General features: G+C 57.6%; 18 protein-coding genes and 1 tRNA gene. 18 read left to right on the forward strand and 1 reads right to left on the reverse strand.

Annotated elements, in window-relative coordinates; genetic code table 11:
• Nucleotides 1-130: 130 nt before the first annotated feature.
• Nucleotides 131-742: an AAA family ATPase gene (locus tag BLL52_RS18010; protein ID WP_075587991.1), complete on the reverse strand. Its 612-nt coding sequence runs from the start codon at nt 740-742 to the stop codon at nt 131-133.
• A 272-nt stretch (nt 743-1,014) separates the two neighbouring features.
• Between BLL52_RS18010 and BLL52_RS18015 the strand changes: the two genes are divergently transcribed.
• The 18 genes from BLL52_RS18015 (at nt 1,015) to BLL52_RS18095 (ending at nt 15,662) form a co-directional block, all read left to right on the forward strand.
• Nucleotides 1,015-1,893, forward strand: coding sequence for a 3',5'-nucleoside bisphosphate phosphatase (locus BLL52_RS18015; RefSeq protein ID WP_075587992.1), 879 nt, complete (start codon nt 1,015-1,017; stop codon nt 1,891-1,893).
• Nucleotides 1,894-2,078: 185 nt separating this feature from the next.
• A complete protein-coding gene (locus tag BLL52_RS18020; RefSeq protein ID WP_075587993.1) occupies nt 2,079-2,969 on the forward strand; it encodes a DMT family transporter in 891 nt (296 codons plus the stop codon).
• A gap of 4 nt (nt 2,970-2,973) precedes the next feature.
• Nucleotides 2,974-3,597 (forward strand): L-threonylcarbamoyladenylate synthase, encoded by a 624-nt coding sequence (locus BLL52_RS18025; RefSeq protein ID WP_075587994.1) that lies wholly within the window; start codon nt 2,974-2,976, stop codon nt 3,595-3,597.
• Nucleotides 3,598-3,616: 19 nt separating this feature from the next.
• Entirely contained in the window at nt 3,617-4,285 is a 669-nt protein-coding gene (locus tag BLL52_RS18030; protein WP_075587995.1) for a site-2 protease family protein, read from the forward strand.
• A gap of 34 nt (nt 4,286-4,319) precedes the next feature.
• Nucleotides 4,320-5,630, forward strand: coding sequence for a tryptophan--tRNA ligase (locus BLL52_RS18035; protein ID WP_075587996.1), 1,311 nt, complete (start codon nt 4,320-4,322; stop codon nt 5,628-5,630).
• A gap of 25 nt (nt 5,631-5,655) precedes the next feature.
• Nucleotides 5,656-5,743, forward strand: a tRNA-Ser gene (locus BLL52_RS18040).
• A gap of 186 nt (nt 5,744-5,929) precedes the next feature.
• Complete coding sequence (locus BLL52_RS18045; protein ID WP_075587997.1) at nt 5,930-7,153, forward strand: tyrosine-type recombinase/integrase; 1,224 nt, start codon at nt 5,930-5,932, stop codon at nt 7,151-7,153.
• Nucleotides 7,154-7,411: 258 nt separating this feature from the next.
• On the forward strand, nt 7,412-7,714 hold the full coding sequence (locus BLL52_RS18050) for a hypothetical protein (RefSeq protein ID WP_139313448.1): 303 nt from the start codon (nt 7,412-7,414) through the stop codon (nt 7,712-7,714).
• 78 nt (nt 7,715-7,792) lie between these two features.
• Nucleotides 7,793-8,362 (forward strand): JAB domain-containing protein, encoded by a 570-nt coding sequence (locus BLL52_RS22065; protein ID WP_083634046.1) that lies wholly within the window; start codon nt 7,793-7,795, stop codon nt 8,360-8,362.
• Nucleotides 8,363-8,436: 74 nt separating this feature from the next.
• Nucleotides 8,437-8,748, forward strand: coding sequence for a HigA family addiction module antitoxin (locus tag BLL52_RS18060; RefSeq protein WP_075587999.1), 312 nt, complete (start codon nt 8,437-8,439; stop codon nt 8,746-8,748).
• A gap of 115 nt (nt 8,749-8,863) precedes the next feature.
• Nucleotides 8,864-9,889, forward strand: a complete 1,026-nt coding sequence (locus BLL52_RS18065; protein ID WP_075588000.1) for a hypothetical protein — start codon at nt 8,864-8,866, stop codon at nt 9,887-9,889.
• A 54-nt stretch (nt 9,890-9,943) separates the two neighbouring features.
• The gene (locus tag BLL52_RS20095; RefSeq protein WP_083634047.1) at nt 9,944-10,234 is read left to right on the forward strand and encodes a helix-turn-helix transcriptional regulator; all 291 of its coding nucleotides are present in this window, start codon (nt 9,944-9,946) and stop codon (nt 10,232-10,234) included.
• A gap of 125 nt (nt 10,235-10,359) precedes the next feature.
• Entirely contained in the window at nt 10,360-10,665 is a 306-nt protein-coding gene (locus BLL52_RS20495; RefSeq protein ID WP_139313449.1) for a hypothetical protein, read from the forward strand.
• A gap of 84 nt (nt 10,666-10,749) precedes the next feature.
• Nucleotides 10,750-11,748 carry a hypothetical protein gene (locus BLL52_RS18075; RefSeq protein WP_139313450.1) on the forward strand — a complete coding sequence of 333 codons (999 nt, stop codon included), beginning with the start codon at nt 10,750-10,752 and terminating at the stop codon, nt 11,746-11,748.
• 320 nt (nt 11,749-12,068) lie between these two features.
• Nucleotides 12,069-12,269, forward strand: coding sequence for a hypothetical protein (locus tag BLL52_RS18080; protein WP_075588002.1), 201 nt, complete (start codon nt 12,069-12,071; stop codon nt 12,267-12,269).
• Entirely contained in the window at nt 12,256-13,104 is an 849-nt protein-coding gene (locus BLL52_RS18085; RefSeq protein ID WP_075588003.1) for a primase/helicase family protein, read from the forward strand. Before BLL52_RS18080 ends, BLL52_RS18085 begins: the two co-directional genes overlap by 14 nt.
• A complete protein-coding gene (locus tag BLL52_RS18090; RefSeq protein ID WP_083634048.1) occupies nt 13,089-14,759 on the forward strand; it encodes a YfjI family protein in 1,671 nt (556 codons plus the stop codon). The genes BLL52_RS18085 and BLL52_RS18090 overlap by 16 nt, the downstream gene beginning before the upstream one ends.
• 471 nt (nt 14,760-15,230) lie before the next feature.
• Nucleotides 15,231-15,662 carry a hypothetical protein gene (locus BLL52_RS18095; RefSeq protein WP_075588005.1) on the forward strand — a complete coding sequence of 144 codons (432 nt, stop codon included), beginning with the start codon at nt 15,231-15,233 and terminating at the stop codon, nt 15,660-15,662.
• The last annotated feature ends 216 nt before the right edge of the window (nt 15,663-15,878 follow it).

Genomic DNA, 15,878 nt, shown 5'->3' on the forward strand with positions numbered 1-15,878 from the left:
GTCGCAGTGGCGAGTGACAACGGGCCCAAAGTGCATTCGTTACCCAGACAGGAGAAGGCAACCAATGCTTCGGCAGTGGCTAAAGGTAAGTCCGCAAGATGCTCAGAGAGGAAATCCAGGACATTGGCGCTCACCGGCCGGGCCAAGATAGCCGCCGTGTCCCAGCGCCACAATCCGCTTTCGGCATCGGGCTGTAGGGCTCCTTGCCGATAAGCGCATTGAGATACTCAACCGCAAAAAATATATTGCCCTCGGTCTTGGCGTAGAGCGCGGCAGCGAGCGGCTGAACTGCACCCGAAGGTGTGTGGAGCATGTCGGAAAGCAGATCGGTCAGATCAACGACTGTCAGATTGTCCAAGTGAAGAACGGTGGGCGGCTCTCCTGTTCCCGGTGCAGTTGGCTGGCGTAACGGCCTCAACAGCCTCATCAAGGGGTGGGCTGCATCTACTTCGTTGTCTCGGTAAGCGCCGATCAGCATCAGCCCGTTGAGGTCGCTCTCTTCAAGAAGTGCGCCGATGAATTCAAGCGATGGCTGGTCTGCCCATTGCAGGTCATCAAGAAACAGAACAAGCGGATGCTCAGCAGCGGCAATTTGGCGAACCATACCAACCAACAAGGAGCGCAAACGTATTTGTGTTTCGATAAGGCCCAATTCCGAAACTGCGGGTTGTGGGCCGAGCAGCACCTCCAACTCTGGCACCACCTCAAGCCCGGGATGTTGATCATCAAACGCAAGTCTCAATTAGTGCAATGTGCGGCAGTTTACTGGCTGAATTCCAGTGGAGAGTTCGGTGAATTCAAGTTAAATATTTTCCGGTGCAAGTTCAACTTATTCAAGTGATTTCAATGCTTGCTGGCTTCGACCTGTAACTCAAAATCGCGTCAGAAGCAGATACTTGGCAAACAGCGGGGTGCCATCAGCGCGACCAGCGCGCCCGGTCAAACGTATTCATTGGATTGCGCAGCGCCAAGGCACACGGCACAAGGTCATTGCCCGGGGCCTAAAATTAGTTGATGAATGTCATGATTAACGCCGACCTGCACTGCCACTCGGTGATTTCCGACGGCACACTTACCCCTGAAGAACTCGCTCAACGCGCCAAAGTCAAAGGCGTCAACCTGTGGGCGCTGACCGACCATGACGACATTGGCGGACAGGCCCGTGCCGCCGCAGCTGCCGCCGCAGTTGGGCTGGACTACCTGACGGGTGTTGAGGTTTCGGTGAGTTTTTTGCACCAGACGGTGCACATCGTCGGCCTCGGTTTTGATGCCAGCAACGTGGCGCTGTGCCTCGGTCTGACACAAACCCGCAGCGGGCGTGCCCAGCGCGCCCGCGACATGGCCGAGGACTTGGCGCGTGTCGGTATCAAAGACACGTTTGAGGGGGCTAAAAAATACGCAGGCAACCCCGACCTGATTTCGCGCACCCACTTTGCCCGTTTTCTGGTGGCAACCGGTGTTTGCAAAGACACGCAAGAGGTGTTTCGCAAATTCCTCACCGAAGGCAAGCCCGGCTACGTGCAGCACCGCTGGGCGACCCTAAAGGAAGCCGTCACCTGGATCACCCAGGCAGGCGGCATGGCGGTGGTGGCGCACCCGGCGCGCTACAAGTTCAGCGCCAACGAAGAATTTGCCCTGTTCACCGAATTCAAGGGTTTAGGCGGCGCCGGCGTTGAAGTGGTCACCGGCAGCCACTCAACCGCCGAGGCCGCAGCTTATGCCGACATTGCACTGGAGTTTGCTCTGGCCGCCTCACGCGGCAGCGACTTTCACAGCCCCCAGGAGAGCCGTGTTGACCTGGGTGACCTGCCCGCGCTGCCAGAAAACCTCACACCGGTTTGGGCGCTGCTGCAAGACCGCATTCAGCGGGCAGTGCCCGTGCGCCAACCCTAAGGGCTCGTGTCGCAATAACATCCACATTTGCCTTGTCAGATTTGCGCGCATTGCCTTGTTCCAAATCGTTTGTTTAGCAGGGCTAACTGGCGCGCTTTGCGCCTAGCACCGCATCCCAAAGCCGACACCTAAATGCACACCTTGTTACGTAACGAGCCCTCACTTGGCATGTCAATGGTTTTGTCATGCCCTTGACGTTTTGGCGCAGCCGCCAGGGTGGCGGCATTTTGCTGATCATCACGGCCGCACTTTCCTTTGCGCTGCTGGATTCAGCCACCCGCCACATCACCCAGTTGGCACCGGTTTTGATGCTGCTGTGGTTTCGATACGCTTTTCAGGCGGTAACCACTTTCGCACTGCGCTTTCCGGTGCAAAAAACCAGGCTGTTTGCCACACCCAACCCGAAGTTTCAGGCGCTGCGTGGTGCCTTGCTGCTGACCACCAGCCTGTGTTCGTTTTTTGGGCTGAAGTATTTGCCGGTGGCGGAATTCACCGCAATGATCATGCTCTCACCCTTGGTCGCGACCGCCATGGCGTCCGTCCTGCTCAAAATCCATGTCTCCCGTCTGCGCTGGGTGTTGATGGTGGTGGGCCTGAGTGGCGTGTTGCTGGTGGTGCGCCCCGGTGGCCAAGTGTTTGGCTGGGCGCTGCTGTTTCCGCTGCTGCTGGTGAGTACCTACGCCGGGTTTCAGGTGCTGACCAGCCGTCTGAGCGGCGACGAAAACCCCTACACCACCCACTTCTACACCGGGCTGGTGGGCACTCTGGTCATGAGCCCGGCACTGTTATGGAACTGGAGCACCCAGGCGCTGCTAACTTATTGGCCCTGGTTCCTGGCGCTCGGTTTTTTTGGCACTTTCGGCCACCTGATGCTGATTCGCGCCTTCAACCGCGCCAGCGCGGTGGTGCTTTCGCCCTACCTGTACACCCAGATCGCCTTTGCCACGCTGTGCAGTTGGCTATTTTTCAACCATGTTCCCGACGCACTGGCCTGGGTGGGTATTGCGGTGATTGCAACGAGCGGCGTGGGCAACGCGCTGCTGTCCATCCGTGAGCTTAGGCCCAAGCGACAATAGCGCCATGCCTGAACTTTTTGAAATCCACCCCGACAACCCGCAGCCACGTCTATTGAAGCAGGCCACCGCCCTGCTTGACAAGGGCGAGGTGCTGGCCGTGCCCACCGACTCCAGCTATGCGCTGGTCTGCCATTTGGACGACAAGGCCGCGGCCGACAAGCTGCGCCGCATCCGGGGTGTGGACGACAAGCACCATCTGACGCTGCTGTGCCGCGACCTGTCAGAGCTGTCGAGCTATGCGCAGGTGGACAACCAGCAGTACCGTCGCCTCAAGGCGGCCACGCCCGGCCCGTTTACCTTCATTCTGCTAGCCACCAAAGAGGTGCCACGCCGCTTGAGCCACCCCTCGCGCAAGACCATCGGCCTGCGCGTGCCCGAACATAAAGTGCTCCAGGAGCTTCTAGCCCTTTACAGTGCTCCGCTTCTAGCTACTACCTTGATAGCACCAGGTGAAGAGCATCCGTTTAACGACGCGCAAGACATCCGCGAGCACTACCGCGGTCGCGTTGCGGCGGTGATCGACTCTGGTGCCTGCCCGCGCGAGCCCACCACGGTGGTTGACCTGACCGGTTCAGAGCCTGTCATCATCCGCGAAGGTCGCGGCTCACTGGCGCTGCTGGGCCTGTAAGCCAAAGGATTTTTTACATATGGACTTTGGCAACCTGATACAGACCATCACGATCTACGCGATACCGGTGCTGCTGTCGATCACCCTGCACGAAGCTGCCCACGGCTATGTCGCACGGCATTTCGGTGACAACACCGCCTACCTGGCCGGGCGGATCACCCTCAATCCGTTCAAACACATCGACCCAGTTGGCACCATTCTGATGCCGCTGATGCTGTACTTTGCCACCTCTGGCGCGTTTTTATTTGGCTATGCCAAGCCGGTGCCGGTGCGTTTTGATAAGCTGCGCCACCCAAAAAAAGACATGGTCTGGGTCGCGCTGGCCGGCCCCGCATCCAACTTTGTGCAGGCGTTGCTCTGGGCCGTGGTGTTTTACTTGATGCAGGCCAGCGGCGTCAACGAACCGTTCTTCCTTAAGATGGCTCAGGGTGGCATTCTGGTCAATGTGATCATGTTTGTGTTCAACCTTTTTCCCCTCCCGCCGCTGGACGGCGGGCGCATTCTGGTGGGCCTGTTGCCGTACCGGCAGGCGACGATGGTGTCGCGGGTGGAGCCGTATGGTTTTTTCATCGTCATAGCCTTGGTTTTGACCGGCGTAGTGACCAGCCTGTGGTTGCGCCCGTTGATGAGCTTGACGCTCGGACTGATCGACCTGCTGCTCACGCCATTGCTGCTGTTGCTGCGCTAAGCGTGCTTTTTTTGTTGTTTTTGACTGTTTCCTCATGAGTATCGAGCGCTTTCTTACTGGCATCACGCCTTCCGGCACCCCTCACTTGGGCAACTATGTGGGGTCGATTCGGCCCTCGGTTGCCGCCAGCCTGCGTTTGGGCGTGCAGAGCTTTTACTTTCTGGCCGACTACCACGCCTTGATCAAGGTCGACGACCCGGCGCGTATCCAGCGCTCCAGTCTGGAAATTGCCGCCAGCTGGCTGGCATGCGGGCTGGACCCGGACGAGGTGGTGTTTTACCGCCAGTCAGACGTGCCCGAAATCCCAGAACTCACCTGGTTTTTAAGCTGCGTGCTCGGCAAGGGCGTACTCAACCGCGCTCATGCTTATAAGGCCGCGGTGGACAAAAACAACGCCGCCGGGCTTGATGCTGACGCCGATGTGAACGTCGGTCTGTTCATGTACCCGGTGCTGATGGGGGCCGACATTTTGATGTTTAACGCGCACCAGGTGCCGGTGGGGCGTGACCAGGTGCAGCACATCGAGATGGCCCGCGACATGGCCAACAGCTTCAACCACCGCTACGGCGTGCACTTTGTCGCGCCCGAAGCTGCCATTGAAGACAATGTGGCCACCCTGCCCGGCCTGGATGGCCGCAAGATGAGCAAGAGCTACGACAACACCATCCCGCTGTTTGCGCCACGTGACCAGTTGCAAAAGCTCATCAGCGGCATCGTTACCGACAGCAAAGCCCCGGGCGAGCCGAAAAGTGTCGACGGCTCAGCACTGTTCCAGATTTACCAGGCCTTTGCCAGTGCCGAAGAAACTAAAAACCTGCGTCAAGCCTATGCCAACGGCATTGGCTGGGGCGAGGCTAAACAGATAGTGTTTGAACGCATTGATCAGGAGCTGGCGCCAATGCGCGCCGCTTATGAAGCGCTGATGAACAACCCCGGCAAGATCGAAGCCATTTTTCAGGTTGGGGCAGTTAAGGCGCGCGCCATTGCCACGCCCTTCATGGCCGAGTTGCGCCATGCGGTGGGCCTACGCGATTTGCGCGTCCAAGCCACGCAGACTGCCAGAACGGTCAAGTTAGCACTTCCCGTGTTTAAACAATACCGCGAGACGGATGGCCACTTTTACTTCAAATTGCAGAGCGCCGAAGGCAAGCTGCTGCTGCAAAGCAACGGCTTTGCATCACCCAAGGTAGCCGGGCAAAGCATTGCCACCCTGCAAGCCGAGGGTGCCAGCGCACTTGCCACCTTGGCGGGGCAGGTGCAACTGGCAAAGGGTGTGAGCAGCGACGAGCTTGAATCCGCTGTGCAGGCCTTGCATGAGGCCCGGGCCGAATCCAACGGCAAATAGGCCACTGATACAATCTCGGGTTCGCGGAGAGATGGCAGAGTGGCCGAATGTACCTGACTCGAAATCAGGCGTACCGCAAGGTACCGTGGGTTCGAATCCCACTCTCTCCGCCAATGATCGGTTTAAGGGCTTCCAAGGGAGTCCAAAAACAAAGCAAAAAGCCCCGTAATTCAACAGGTTACGGGGCTTTTTTGTTTATTACCGTTCGTTAAAGGTTGTTGACAGCCAGCCAAAAAAGGGGGCATAGTTGGGGGCATCAATCGGGATTTTCCGATGCCCCCACAAAAAATGCCCCCATCATGCCCCTGACAAAGATCGAATGCGACCGGGCCGTCTGCCCGCCTGACAAGTCCCTGAAAAAATTTGCCGATGAAAAAGGCATGTATTTGGAGGTGACGGCAGCGGGCGGCAAATACTGGCGTTTGAAGTATCGGCACGCGGGCAAAGAAAAACGCCTGGCGCTGGGTGTCTTCCCTGATGTTTCCCTAGCACAAGCCCGCAAGGCCCGCGACCTGGCACGCGAGGCGCTGGCGAAAGGCGATGATCCAGGCCAAATCAAACGAGAAGCCAAGTTGACTCGGGCCATAAACGATGCAAACACGTTTGAGTTGGTAGCGCGGCAATGGTGGGCGCACTGGAAAGGCCTGAAAAGCACCCGCCATGCCGATTACGTGCTGCGCAGACTTGAGGCGGACGTTTTCCCAGCATTGGGCGGCCGCCCGGTGGCCAGCGTGACCGCCCCAGGCTTGTTGGCGATGGCCAAGACAATCGAGGCACGCGGTGCCGTTGACATTGCGAAACGATCCCTTCAAACGTGTGGCCAGATCATGCGGTTTGCCGTGGCACATGGCCTGATTGAGCGCAACCCCGCTGCGGACGTGAAGCCCTCAGACGCACTCAAGCCCCACAAAAAAACCAATTACGCCCGGCTGGATGCGAAGGAACTGCCCGAACTGCTGCGCAAAATCGAGGCGTATCAAGGCAGCCCTTACACCCGCCTGGCAATCAAACTGATGTCGCTTACCTTTGTGCGCACGGGCGAACTGATAGCCGCCCAGTGGGATGAATTCGACTTACAAGCCGCACAGTGGCGCATTCCGGCATCCAGGATGAAGATGAAAACGCCCCACATCGTGCCCCTGGCACCGCAAGCCGTGGAGGTGCTGCAAATTTTGCACACGGTATCGGGCGGCCGCGCCCTGCTGTTCCCCGGCGAACGCGACCACGCAAAACACTTGAGCAACAACACCATTTTGAAGGCGTTGCAGCGCATGGGGTATCAGTATCGGATGACAGGCCACGGGTTCAGGGGCATGGCTTCAACCATCCTGCACGAGCAGGGCTACGGGCACCACCTGATTGAATTGCAGCTGGCACACATGGAACGCGATACCGTGGCAGCCGCCTACAACCACGCCACATATTTGACCGACAGGGCCGCCATGATGGCCGCATGGGCAGACCACCTCGACAAACTGCGCAAGGGTGCGGACGTTGTCAGCCTGCCCAAGCGGGCCGCGTGATGCACCAAACCATCAAAAGACAAAGCGGGGACACTTTTATATGGTGAAAATGAAATTCTTACTCTTACCAATACTTGACTCCCTCAAACCTGCCAAACCCCGCCCCGCTTCGGGCTTTGCTGGCAGGCTTTGCACCTTGCTGGAGACGGGCGCGAGGGGTATTTCCTTGGCGCACCCCCGCCCGGCGCGATTTTTTCAAAGAAAAAGTATTTGGTGATAATCACACAATATAATGTGATAATCACAAAAGATAAAACCATGCCAACAAACGAAGCCCCAAAGAAACCCGGCCGCCCTGCCAAATACGGGCAGCCCATGAGCGACACCATGCGGGCCGCCAGCTACCGCACCAGGCGGCGCGAAGCCGCCAGCGCGGCGCATGAAAATTTAAAGGAGGCAGCCCCGGCGGTGTTGCTGGCCGCGCTGGTGCGGCAATTCAAAGCCCTGGCAAATCCAGACCTTGATCACGCGCCTGTCACCCGCGAACTGGCCGGGCTGATCATGGCTGAATTATGTGAACGTTACGAAATACCATTACCGCGAAGCCCCGGCGCGATTTGACCGGGGCAAAAGGGCGGCGGGGCCGGTGTCATTACCACCTGCCCCGCCTGACCACCAACAATCAAACAAGGATTGAAAATGGCTGATATGAATTCTGCCCCAACCAAGGCGGCGCGGCGGCCGCGCAATCAAACCAAAACGGTACGCGAACCCGTGGCAGCCTATGCGGCGGGCGATGGCGTGTTGTCCTTTCGGCACGGCCTGACTTGCCGTGAGCGGGGCACCGTTGACCGGGCGTTGGCTATTGTGGGGCGTTGCATGGCTGGCGGACGTACTGCATTTGACTGCCCGGACACGGCGAAACAATACCTTCAATTGCAACTTGGGGGCGAACGTCATGAGGTTTTCGGCGTGCTGTTTTTGGACGGGCAAAATCGCTTCCTCGCCTTTGAAAAAATGTTCCATGGCACCCTGACACATACCAGCGTTTATCCGCGTCAAGTGGCGTTGGCTGTCCTGGGGCACCATGCTGCGGCCGTGGTGATTTGCCACAACCACCCCGGCGGTTCGGCGCAACCCAGCCGGGCCGATGAAGCGCTGACCCAAACCCTGAAAGAAGCGCTAAGCCTGATTGATGTTAGGGTGTTGGATCATGTGATCGTTGCACCCCGCGAAGCCCTGAGCATGGCAGAGCGGGGCATGATGTAACTTGTAAATCATCGATTAACAGGTTATGATTTTCCCATTCAAGCCCCGAGCTGGAAATCTTTAAGGCGCACACCATGAAAATGCACAACCCTGCCCTACCAGGCGAGCTGCTGAAAGCTTGGCTTGATGACCTGGCCATGAGCGTGACCACGTTCGCCGCCCACATTGGCATCAGCCGGGTGATGATGTCCAAGATACTGCACGGGCGCGCCGCCGTGAGCGCCGGCATGGATTTGAGGCTGTCCGAGGCGTTGGGCACGACGCCGGGCTACTGGCTGGCGCTACAGACCCAGCGTGATTTATGGGCGGCTGGGCAGACTGCCAAAACCCGCAAGCGCATCAAACGCATGGCCGTGCAACCGGCGGGGCACCCGGCCGGGCAGTAATCCGCAAGTTTCGCCAGCGTCTAGCCCGAGGCTGATCCCCAAAGGCGAAAAGTCGGACACCTTCACCGACCCCGGCGCTGGCACCTTATGAAGGTCGCACCAGAAGGGGCGCGAGTTGGAAATAGACAAATTAGAACGCGAGCGGCGTAGCCTGCAAGCGATACACGACCGCAAGCATTGGCACCGCTGGCCACTAGAGCGCCCCGATGGTGCAGACGCGTTTCTTGATTCACTGAACGATCTTGGCAATTCCCCATTGACTTGGGGCATTGATGAGCACCAATTCACCGGGCTTGAAATCACAAAACTGATTGACGAATTGGAAACAGCCTACTATTTGGCGGCGAAACCGTGGGCGCGCTTGAAAACCGTTTACGACTCCCCGAACACGACCCGTGAAGAATTAAGGTGGCCTGATGGCACCTACCCTTCGAAGGTGCAACGAGATGCCCGTTTTCGCTTTCAGGAGCTTGTAACGACTTCGCGGTTTTCAGTGAACGAAGTGCCCAGCACCCAAGCACTTAAGCAAGTCAATACCCCGATGCACCCAGTGACGATTCTGCACGTGGCGTGCCTTGCAGCGATGGTTTGCATATTTGACGGAATACAAGCGCTTGAAACCATTCTGACAGGCTGGCACGACATAAGCGAACCCTACCGAGGCAGCAAGCCGTTTCAATGGCTGGTAGACCGCGACTGGCCAACACTTAGATTGATTCTGACAAAGGCACTGAACGCCCCTGGCGAAGTCGATTTTTACCAAGATCAAATCAAAGATGCGCGCGAGGCAAGCGATCAGGCGAACGCCTGGCTATTGCTAGTCGAAAACCTGCAACCCGTCATGAATGAAATCAACCGGGCAAACATGCGCAATGATGAGCTGAAAGCGAAAAACGAGCAGGCAAGATTGGCCAAAAAGAAACAATCAAACCTGGCATCAAGCAAGCCGCGCCCAAAAGCGAGAAAGCCCGTTTCAGATCAGCAGGTCGGTGAGTTTTTCAATGCCCGAAAAGGGCAAAAACACAGCGCGGTATTGTTGGAAGCATCGATTGAGCTTGACGCTTCAGAATCAACAATTGCACGGCGATTGAAAAAATATGAAAAATCTACATTCACTAGCGGCGCTGCTGAAGTGACATAAATTAAAGGCACTTGCATCATTCCTACTTGCTAAAACCACTTAGGAACCCAAGCGATGCAAACAAACCCAAAAGATCAACCCCAGCCCAAGCAACCCACGCACGGCGCGGCCCCGGTTTCCTTTGATGGCCGGGTCAATTTAACCCCCACCAGACCCGACAAGCTTTTGCGCCTTCCACGCGTGCAAGACCTGACCGGATTTGGCAAATCATCCATTTACGCGGGCGTTAAGACTGGCACCTTCCCGGCACCCGTGCGACTGTCCGCCCGTGCTGTTGGCTGGCGTGAGTCGGACATTTTTCAATGGATCGAAAGCCGAACCGCAACCGCCACCAAAACGGCGTAACGCGATGCGGAGCGCAATCACCAGCACGTCAAAGCGTGCAAGCACCACACCGACAAGCAATGCTATTTTATTCATAGCACCTTGCGCAAGCAGCATAAGGGCTACAGGCATAAAATGCTTGAAACGTGCAGCACAGAAAAATAATTCTTGCACGGCACGCGGCAACGTACCGGCCGCGCTGGCACGCATGCGCCGGGCAGGAACCCACCTTAAAAACGGTTGCGCAACATCGCCGATTCAAGGGCGCAAAAGCGCACTTCGGTTGCAACACCACCCGGCCCGGCGGCGCTTCCTGGCTGGCAACGTCAACCAACCCCAATGATTTGATTTTCGCGACGGTCGTAGGCAACCGACAAACCCGGCGACTGGCGCGGAAAACCCTGGCGAAGATGTTGAAAAACGCGCTCGATTCAATCCCGTTATCCAGATGAACATGCGCAAATTTTTAGTTTCCAAACCCGATTTGCACCGGCGGTTTTCCGGTGCTACCAACCCATTTTTTTGAAAGCCCCATCATGTTTAAAACAATCCTATCCAAATTGAAACCCGCTCAAACCAACCTGAGCCGGGCTGAAGAGGCCATGCTGACAACACTTGCCAACCCTGAAAAAACAGCGGCGCTAGTCAGCCGGTTTGAAGCCGCCCTGACCGCAGCGCCGGATTATTCCGCCGTGCGGCGCTTCGAGGAATCGAGGCTTGTTCAGGCGCGATTGGCGATGAAACGGCACGTGATAGATTCCGAGCGCCAGCGTGTGGCTGCTGTGATGCAAGCCGACCAGGCCATTTGTGACCAAGACCTACAAACGGCCAACGAAAACCACGCCACTGCCCTACGGGCGCTGGGGCTGTGCGATTCGCGGCGCGAGGCAGTTCTAAAACGCCTGGAACCGCTTGAGGCCGAGCAGACTGCGCTGGGTCAAGCCGCTTTGCAGCGTGCGGCAGCTGCACAAATTGAATTCGATGAAGCAATCACCACGGCCGCCCCCGAGGGTGAAGCCATTGCGGCAACCAAGCTCTTTCAGGCGCAAAAAGACTGCGAAGGCGGGTCGGTTTTGAATGGCCCGCTGGGGCTGCGCATTGTGGCGTTGCAACGCGAAATCCAGGCAGTTTCTGATGCGATGGATTTGCAGCAATCCGCAGTTGACCAGGCCGCGCAAGCCCGACTTGATGCGCAAGCAGCGCTTGCTTCGTTGGAATACGACCGACAGGCGCAAGCCTTGCTTGAGGCCTATCTGGCGCAGCGAATTGCCATTTCTGCAGCGCAAGCGCTCCAAAAACCAGGCGCACCAACCAAGGTTTTTTGGAACCAAAAAATCGACAAATTCGAGTCGCAAATTAGTTCGACTCAACGAATCATTTTTGGCGGTGATATCGACCCGCGCACCCGCCATTTGTCAAATTATGCAATTGACGACCTGTGCCGAGCGCTGGAATTCAAGCCAAATTTGAGCTTGCTCGTTTCCGAGTTTGAAGCGGCGCAGCCCGAGTCAATCGAGCCTGAAGACACCTTGTAAAAAAATACACATAGGGCTTGTTCCCCCTATGTTTGGCGAAGTTCGACCGCCAAAACCCTCCCGGACGGTTCCGGGAAATGCAGACGAAACCCCAGCCGGTGTGCTGGGCCGGCTAATCACCGGGCGATCTGGACACCGAGTCGCGAATATCGGGTTCCATTTTTTTGCTGAATTCATTTTTCCGTTGCCAGAATGACAAACTCAAATATCTCCTTTAACTCGACGGGCGAGGCGCTGCGGTTCGTTGCCAGTGAAATTTCCGCCATCAACAGCGCGTTTTTAGAAATCCATTACCCCGCGTGTGGTGAAAGGTTTGAAAAATGATGCCACCAGAGCCGGATTTTCAAAAGCTCAAGCGTGCCCTCGCAGCGCATAACCGTGCACTTACGCGGATTGTCAACTCAGGAACCTTGGTCACTTATTTTGAGGTGCACCACGGCGGCAAAAAACACTGGTTTCGTGATCTTGAGAGTGTTGCGGCGCACCACCAAACACTGGAGGTGCTCCATGACATCAAGTAGCGCCAGTTTCAGCGATGCGATGGCAGCGGCAGGCTTGGCACCTGCCAAGCCACTTGATATGCACCAGGACGGAAAAATTCACCGCTACCGAGTCGTGGGCGATAAATCCGGTAGCGTCAACGGCTGGTATTCGCTGCACGATGGCTCGCCAGCTTTTGGCGCTTTTGGCTCGTGGAAAACCAGCGAGTCACACACCTGGCACGAGGCCACCACCCGGCCACAAACGGCGGCAGAGCGCGCTGAGTTCCAGCGGCAGATGCATGCGACACGGCAGGCGCGTGAGGCTGAACAGCAGGCCGTTTACAGTGCAGCACGCGACAAGGCTGCAAAGCTTTGGGCGCGTGCGCACCCGGCAAAATCCGACCACCCTTACCCAAAACGCAAGCAGATCAACCCGATTGGCATCCGCCAGTTGCGCGATATGCTGCTGGTGCCTGTGCGCGATTCTGACGGCACCCTGCACTCGATCCAATTTATCGGGCAGGACGGCACCAAGCGGTTTCTGACCGGCGGGCGCACCAGGGCTTGTTACTTCAGCATGGGCCAGATCACCGACACACTGCTACTGGCGGAAGGCCTGGCCACCGGCTGCACGCTGTTCATGGCCACCCGACACGCTGTGGCCGTGACATTCAGTTGCGGCAACCTGCAGCCCGTGGCAAAGGCTTTGCGCGCCAAATTCCCCGACCTGAAGTTTGTGATTTGTGCCGACAACGATGTGGCCACAACCGGTAACCCCGGCGTGACGGCTGCGCGCGAAGCGGCGCGCGCGGTAGGCGGCTGGCTGGCCGTGCCGTCATTCACCCAGGAGGTGGCACCATGCCCAGCACAATGAGTTCACCGACCGACTTCAACGATATGGCGGCGCTGGCAGGCCTAAAGGGTGTGGCCGCTGCGGTGGCGGCTGCTACACCAGTTGACGCGCCAGATTGGCGTGATGGCCCGCGCGCCTGGCCTGAAATGAGTTCGGACGATATCGCGTTCTACCACGACGCACCCGAGCCAACACAGGCACCAGACACCACCAGTGATGCACCATGGCCAGAACCAACGCTGCCCGGCGTAATGGTGTGTCCGGAGGTGCCGTGCGCCGTCCTGCCTGGCGTGTGGGGTGAGTTTGCCCAAGCGGTGGCGGCCAACACCCAAACACCGGCGGCAATGTCGGTGTTGGCGGCGCTCGGCGTGCTTGCAACGTTGCTGCAGGGACGATTCGAGGTTGATCTGGGATCGCACCGCGAAATACTGGCGTTCTGGAGTGTGACAGTCAGCCCAAGCGGCACGCGCAAATCAGCCGTGATGAGCGTGTTCCAAGAGCCGTTGCTGTATTGGGAAAAGTTGGTGCGTGATCGTATGCGCCGGGATGTTGCCCGTAACGAGGCCGTTAGGTCAACCATTGCCAAGCGCATCGAGGCCCTGAAGCAATCGTCGGCCAAAGCCCACGACGAGGAGCTGAAAGCCATCCGCGAGCAAATCGAAAATGAAGAACTGAGCATCCCCGATGAAATTCGGATACCCACGTTGTTCACTGAAGACAGCACGCCAGAAACGATGCAACGGCTGATCGCAGAGAACGCCGGGCGCATGGCCGTGTTGTCAGACGAACCCGGCCTGTTCCGCATCTTGGGCGGGCTGTACAGCAAAGGTGGCGCAAGCCTTGAGGTGTTTCTGAAAGGTCATGTAGGCAGCGCGCTTAAGGTCGAGCGCGCGGCGCGTTCGATTTTTGTTCAAAAGCCCTGCGTATCCATGGGCCTGATGATCCAGCCTGATATGGTGGCAGACCTGGCTGGCAACAAACAGTTCAGGGCGAGCGGGCTGATGGCGCGATTTTTTTACGCTGTGCCGCAGTCCAATATTGGCAGGCGCAATGTCCGCCAGCGTAACCTGATGCCACAGCACATTGTCCAGGCCTATGAGTCAGCCGTGATGGGTTTGCTGGCTGACTACCCACCAGAGCCCGGCACCGCCACCAAACCTGTTGTCCTGCGGCTGGATGCCTTGGCTGAAGATTTATGGCTTGACTTCTCCCAAGAGATCGAGGACGGACTGACAGACGGCGGCGCGTTCACCGACATTGGCGATTGGATGAAAAAGCTGGCGGGGGCCGTGGCGCGCATTTCAGCACTGTTTGAGCTGGCAGCCAATGGCTTGGCAGTGACCACCGTCAGCCTTGAATCCATGCACCAGGCCATCAAGTTGGCACGCCTGCTGATACCCCACACCCGCGCGGCATTCGGGCTGCTGGGGGCTGATGCGGTTGAAGACGATGCCGTGGCTGTGCTCAAGTGGATCCAGACCAACCAGGTTGAAGAGTTCAGCCAGCGCGACCTTCAACGCAAGCTTGACTACAGGTTCAAGACCGCGGCACAGGTTCAAAAAGCGATTGAGTCTTTGAAGCTCAAGGGCTGCGTTCGGACTGAGACCAAAAAGAACCAAGGTGCAAGGCCATCTACCGTGATCCGTGTCAACCCGCTGGCTTTGTCTGGTTTTTAAGGTTTGTCGTATTAAGAGAATTTAACCCTTTTATTTATTTATTTATGTATATCAACCACTTACAAGCCACACACACAAACAGCACTGACACACTGACAAACCAGACAAACCCAAAAAATGAAGACCAGCACCACACATCGTGAAGTCCAGGAAAGCCGGGTTTGTCTGGTTTGTCAGTGTGTCAGTGCCTTGTGCGTGGGTGCAACCGTGCCTGTCCAACGCCTCAATTCATGATGCCAACCCGACCCCCCCAAAAGCCAAAAGGTACTTCCAAGACCCCCCTTTCACCACGGGTAATTCGAACCGCGAAAAAACGCTAGCCAACAGTTTTTAGGAATGCTTAATCGACTTAACTTAGTTAATAGAACTTAACTATCAATCATGAATCCACAAAATCGAATCACTCAAAAACAAATCGCAGCTGCGCTGGGCGTGTCGGGTTCAGCGATAAGCCAATTCCGAAAAAAAGGGATGCCGACCACCAGTGTTGAAGCTGCCCGCGAATGGCATGAATCCACCCGCAACCGCGCCCAGCGCAAGCATGTCACCGCCACACCGCAGCACGGGGCCGCCACCGACGCTAGCGAGACCTTCGACGCAGCCAGACGGCGTTTGATGATCGCGAACGCCGACATAGCCGACATCGAGGCCGCTGAGCTGCGCAACGAACTGCTGGATAAAAAAGAAGTCGATGCCGCCGTGTTTGAAATCGCCCGAGCCATGCGCGACGGCCTGACCAACTGCGCCAGGCGCATTGCCGCCGAGGTCTCCACCCTGACCACTGCAGACGCGTGCGAGACCGTCATCGAGCGTGAGCACCGCGCCCTGCTGGACAGCATGGCCCACCAGATTGGTGTGCGCCTGGGTGCTGTTGACCTGGTGCCGGTGCCAGCGTGCCCATGACCTCGACCGCAGGCGCTGGCCAGCATGGCCGGGCGCAAGCCCTCGACCTCGACGGCCGGGCGCAAGCCGCTACCCGCTGATCTGGTGCGATGCCCCCAGCTGCTGAACGGTGCCAGCGGTGCAGGCCTGGCACTGGCCACCACCACCACCACCACCAGGCGCAAGCCCCCGACCTCGACGGACGGGTGCAAGCCGCTGCCGGTTGATCTGGCGCTG

This window comes from Rhodoferax antarcticus ANT.BR, from assembly GCF_001938565.1.
In the GTDB taxonomy this organism is placed as follows: Bacteria; Pseudomonadota; Gammaproteobacteria; order Burkholderiales; family Burkholderiaceae_C; genus Rhodoferax; species Rhodoferax antarcticus.

Bases quoted from the DNA above. Each gene is read 5' to 3' on its own strand.
- BLL52_RS18015 (WP_075587992.1), top strand. From the start codon at position 1,015: ATGAATGTCATGATTAACGCCGACCTGCACTGCCACTCGGTGATTTCC.
- BLL52_RS18020 (WP_075587993.1), top strand. From the start codon at position 2,079: ATGCCCTTGACGTTTTGGCGCAGCCGCCAGGGTGGCGGCATTTTGCTG.
- BLL52_RS18025 (WP_075587994.1), top strand. From the start codon at position 2,974: ATGCCTGAACTTTTTGAAATCCACCCCGACAACCCGCAGCCACGTCTA.
- BLL52_RS18030 (WP_075587995.1), top strand. From the start codon at position 3,617: ATGGACTTTGGCAACCTGATACAGACCATCACGATCTACGCGATACCG.
- BLL52_RS18035 (WP_075587996.1), top strand. From the start codon at position 4,320: ATGAGTATCGAGCGCTTTCTTACTGGCATCACGCCTTCCGGCACCCCT.
- BLL52_RS18045 (WP_075587997.1), top strand. From the start codon at position 5,930: ATGCCCCTGACAAAGATCGAATGCGACCGGGCCGTCTGCCCGCCTGAC.
- BLL52_RS18050 (WP_139313448.1), top strand. From the start codon at position 7,412: ATGCCAACAAACGAAGCCCCAAAGAAACCCGGCCGCCCTGCCAAATAC.
- BLL52_RS22065 (WP_083634046.1), top strand. From the start codon at position 7,793: ATGGCTGATATGAATTCTGCCCCAACCAAGGCGGCGCGGCGGCCGCGC.
- BLL52_RS18060 (WP_075587999.1), top strand. From the start codon at position 8,437: ATGAAAATGCACAACCCTGCCCTACCAGGCGAGCTGCTGAAAGCTTGG.
- BLL52_RS20095 (WP_083634047.1), top strand. From the start codon at position 9,944: ATGCAAACAAACCCAAAAGATCAACCCCAGCCCAAGCAACCCACGCAC.
- BLL52_RS18075 (WP_139313450.1), top strand. From the start codon at position 10,750: ATGTTTAAAACAATCCTATCCAAATTGAAACCCGCTCAAACCAACCTG.
- BLL52_RS18080 (WP_075588002.1), top strand. From the start codon at position 12,069: ATGATGCCACCAGAGCCGGATTTTCAAAAGCTCAAGCGTGCCCTCGCA.
- BLL52_RS18085 (WP_075588003.1), top strand. From the start codon at position 12,256: ATGACATCAAGTAGCGCCAGTTTCAGCGATGCGATGGCAGCGGCAGGC.
- BLL52_RS18090 (WP_083634048.1), top strand. From the start codon at position 13,089: ATGCCCAGCACAATGAGTTCACCGACCGACTTCAACGATATGGCGGCG.
- BLL52_RS18095 (WP_075588005.1), top strand. From the start codon at position 15,231: ATGCCGACCACCAGTGTTGAAGCTGCCCGCGAATGGCATGAATCCACC.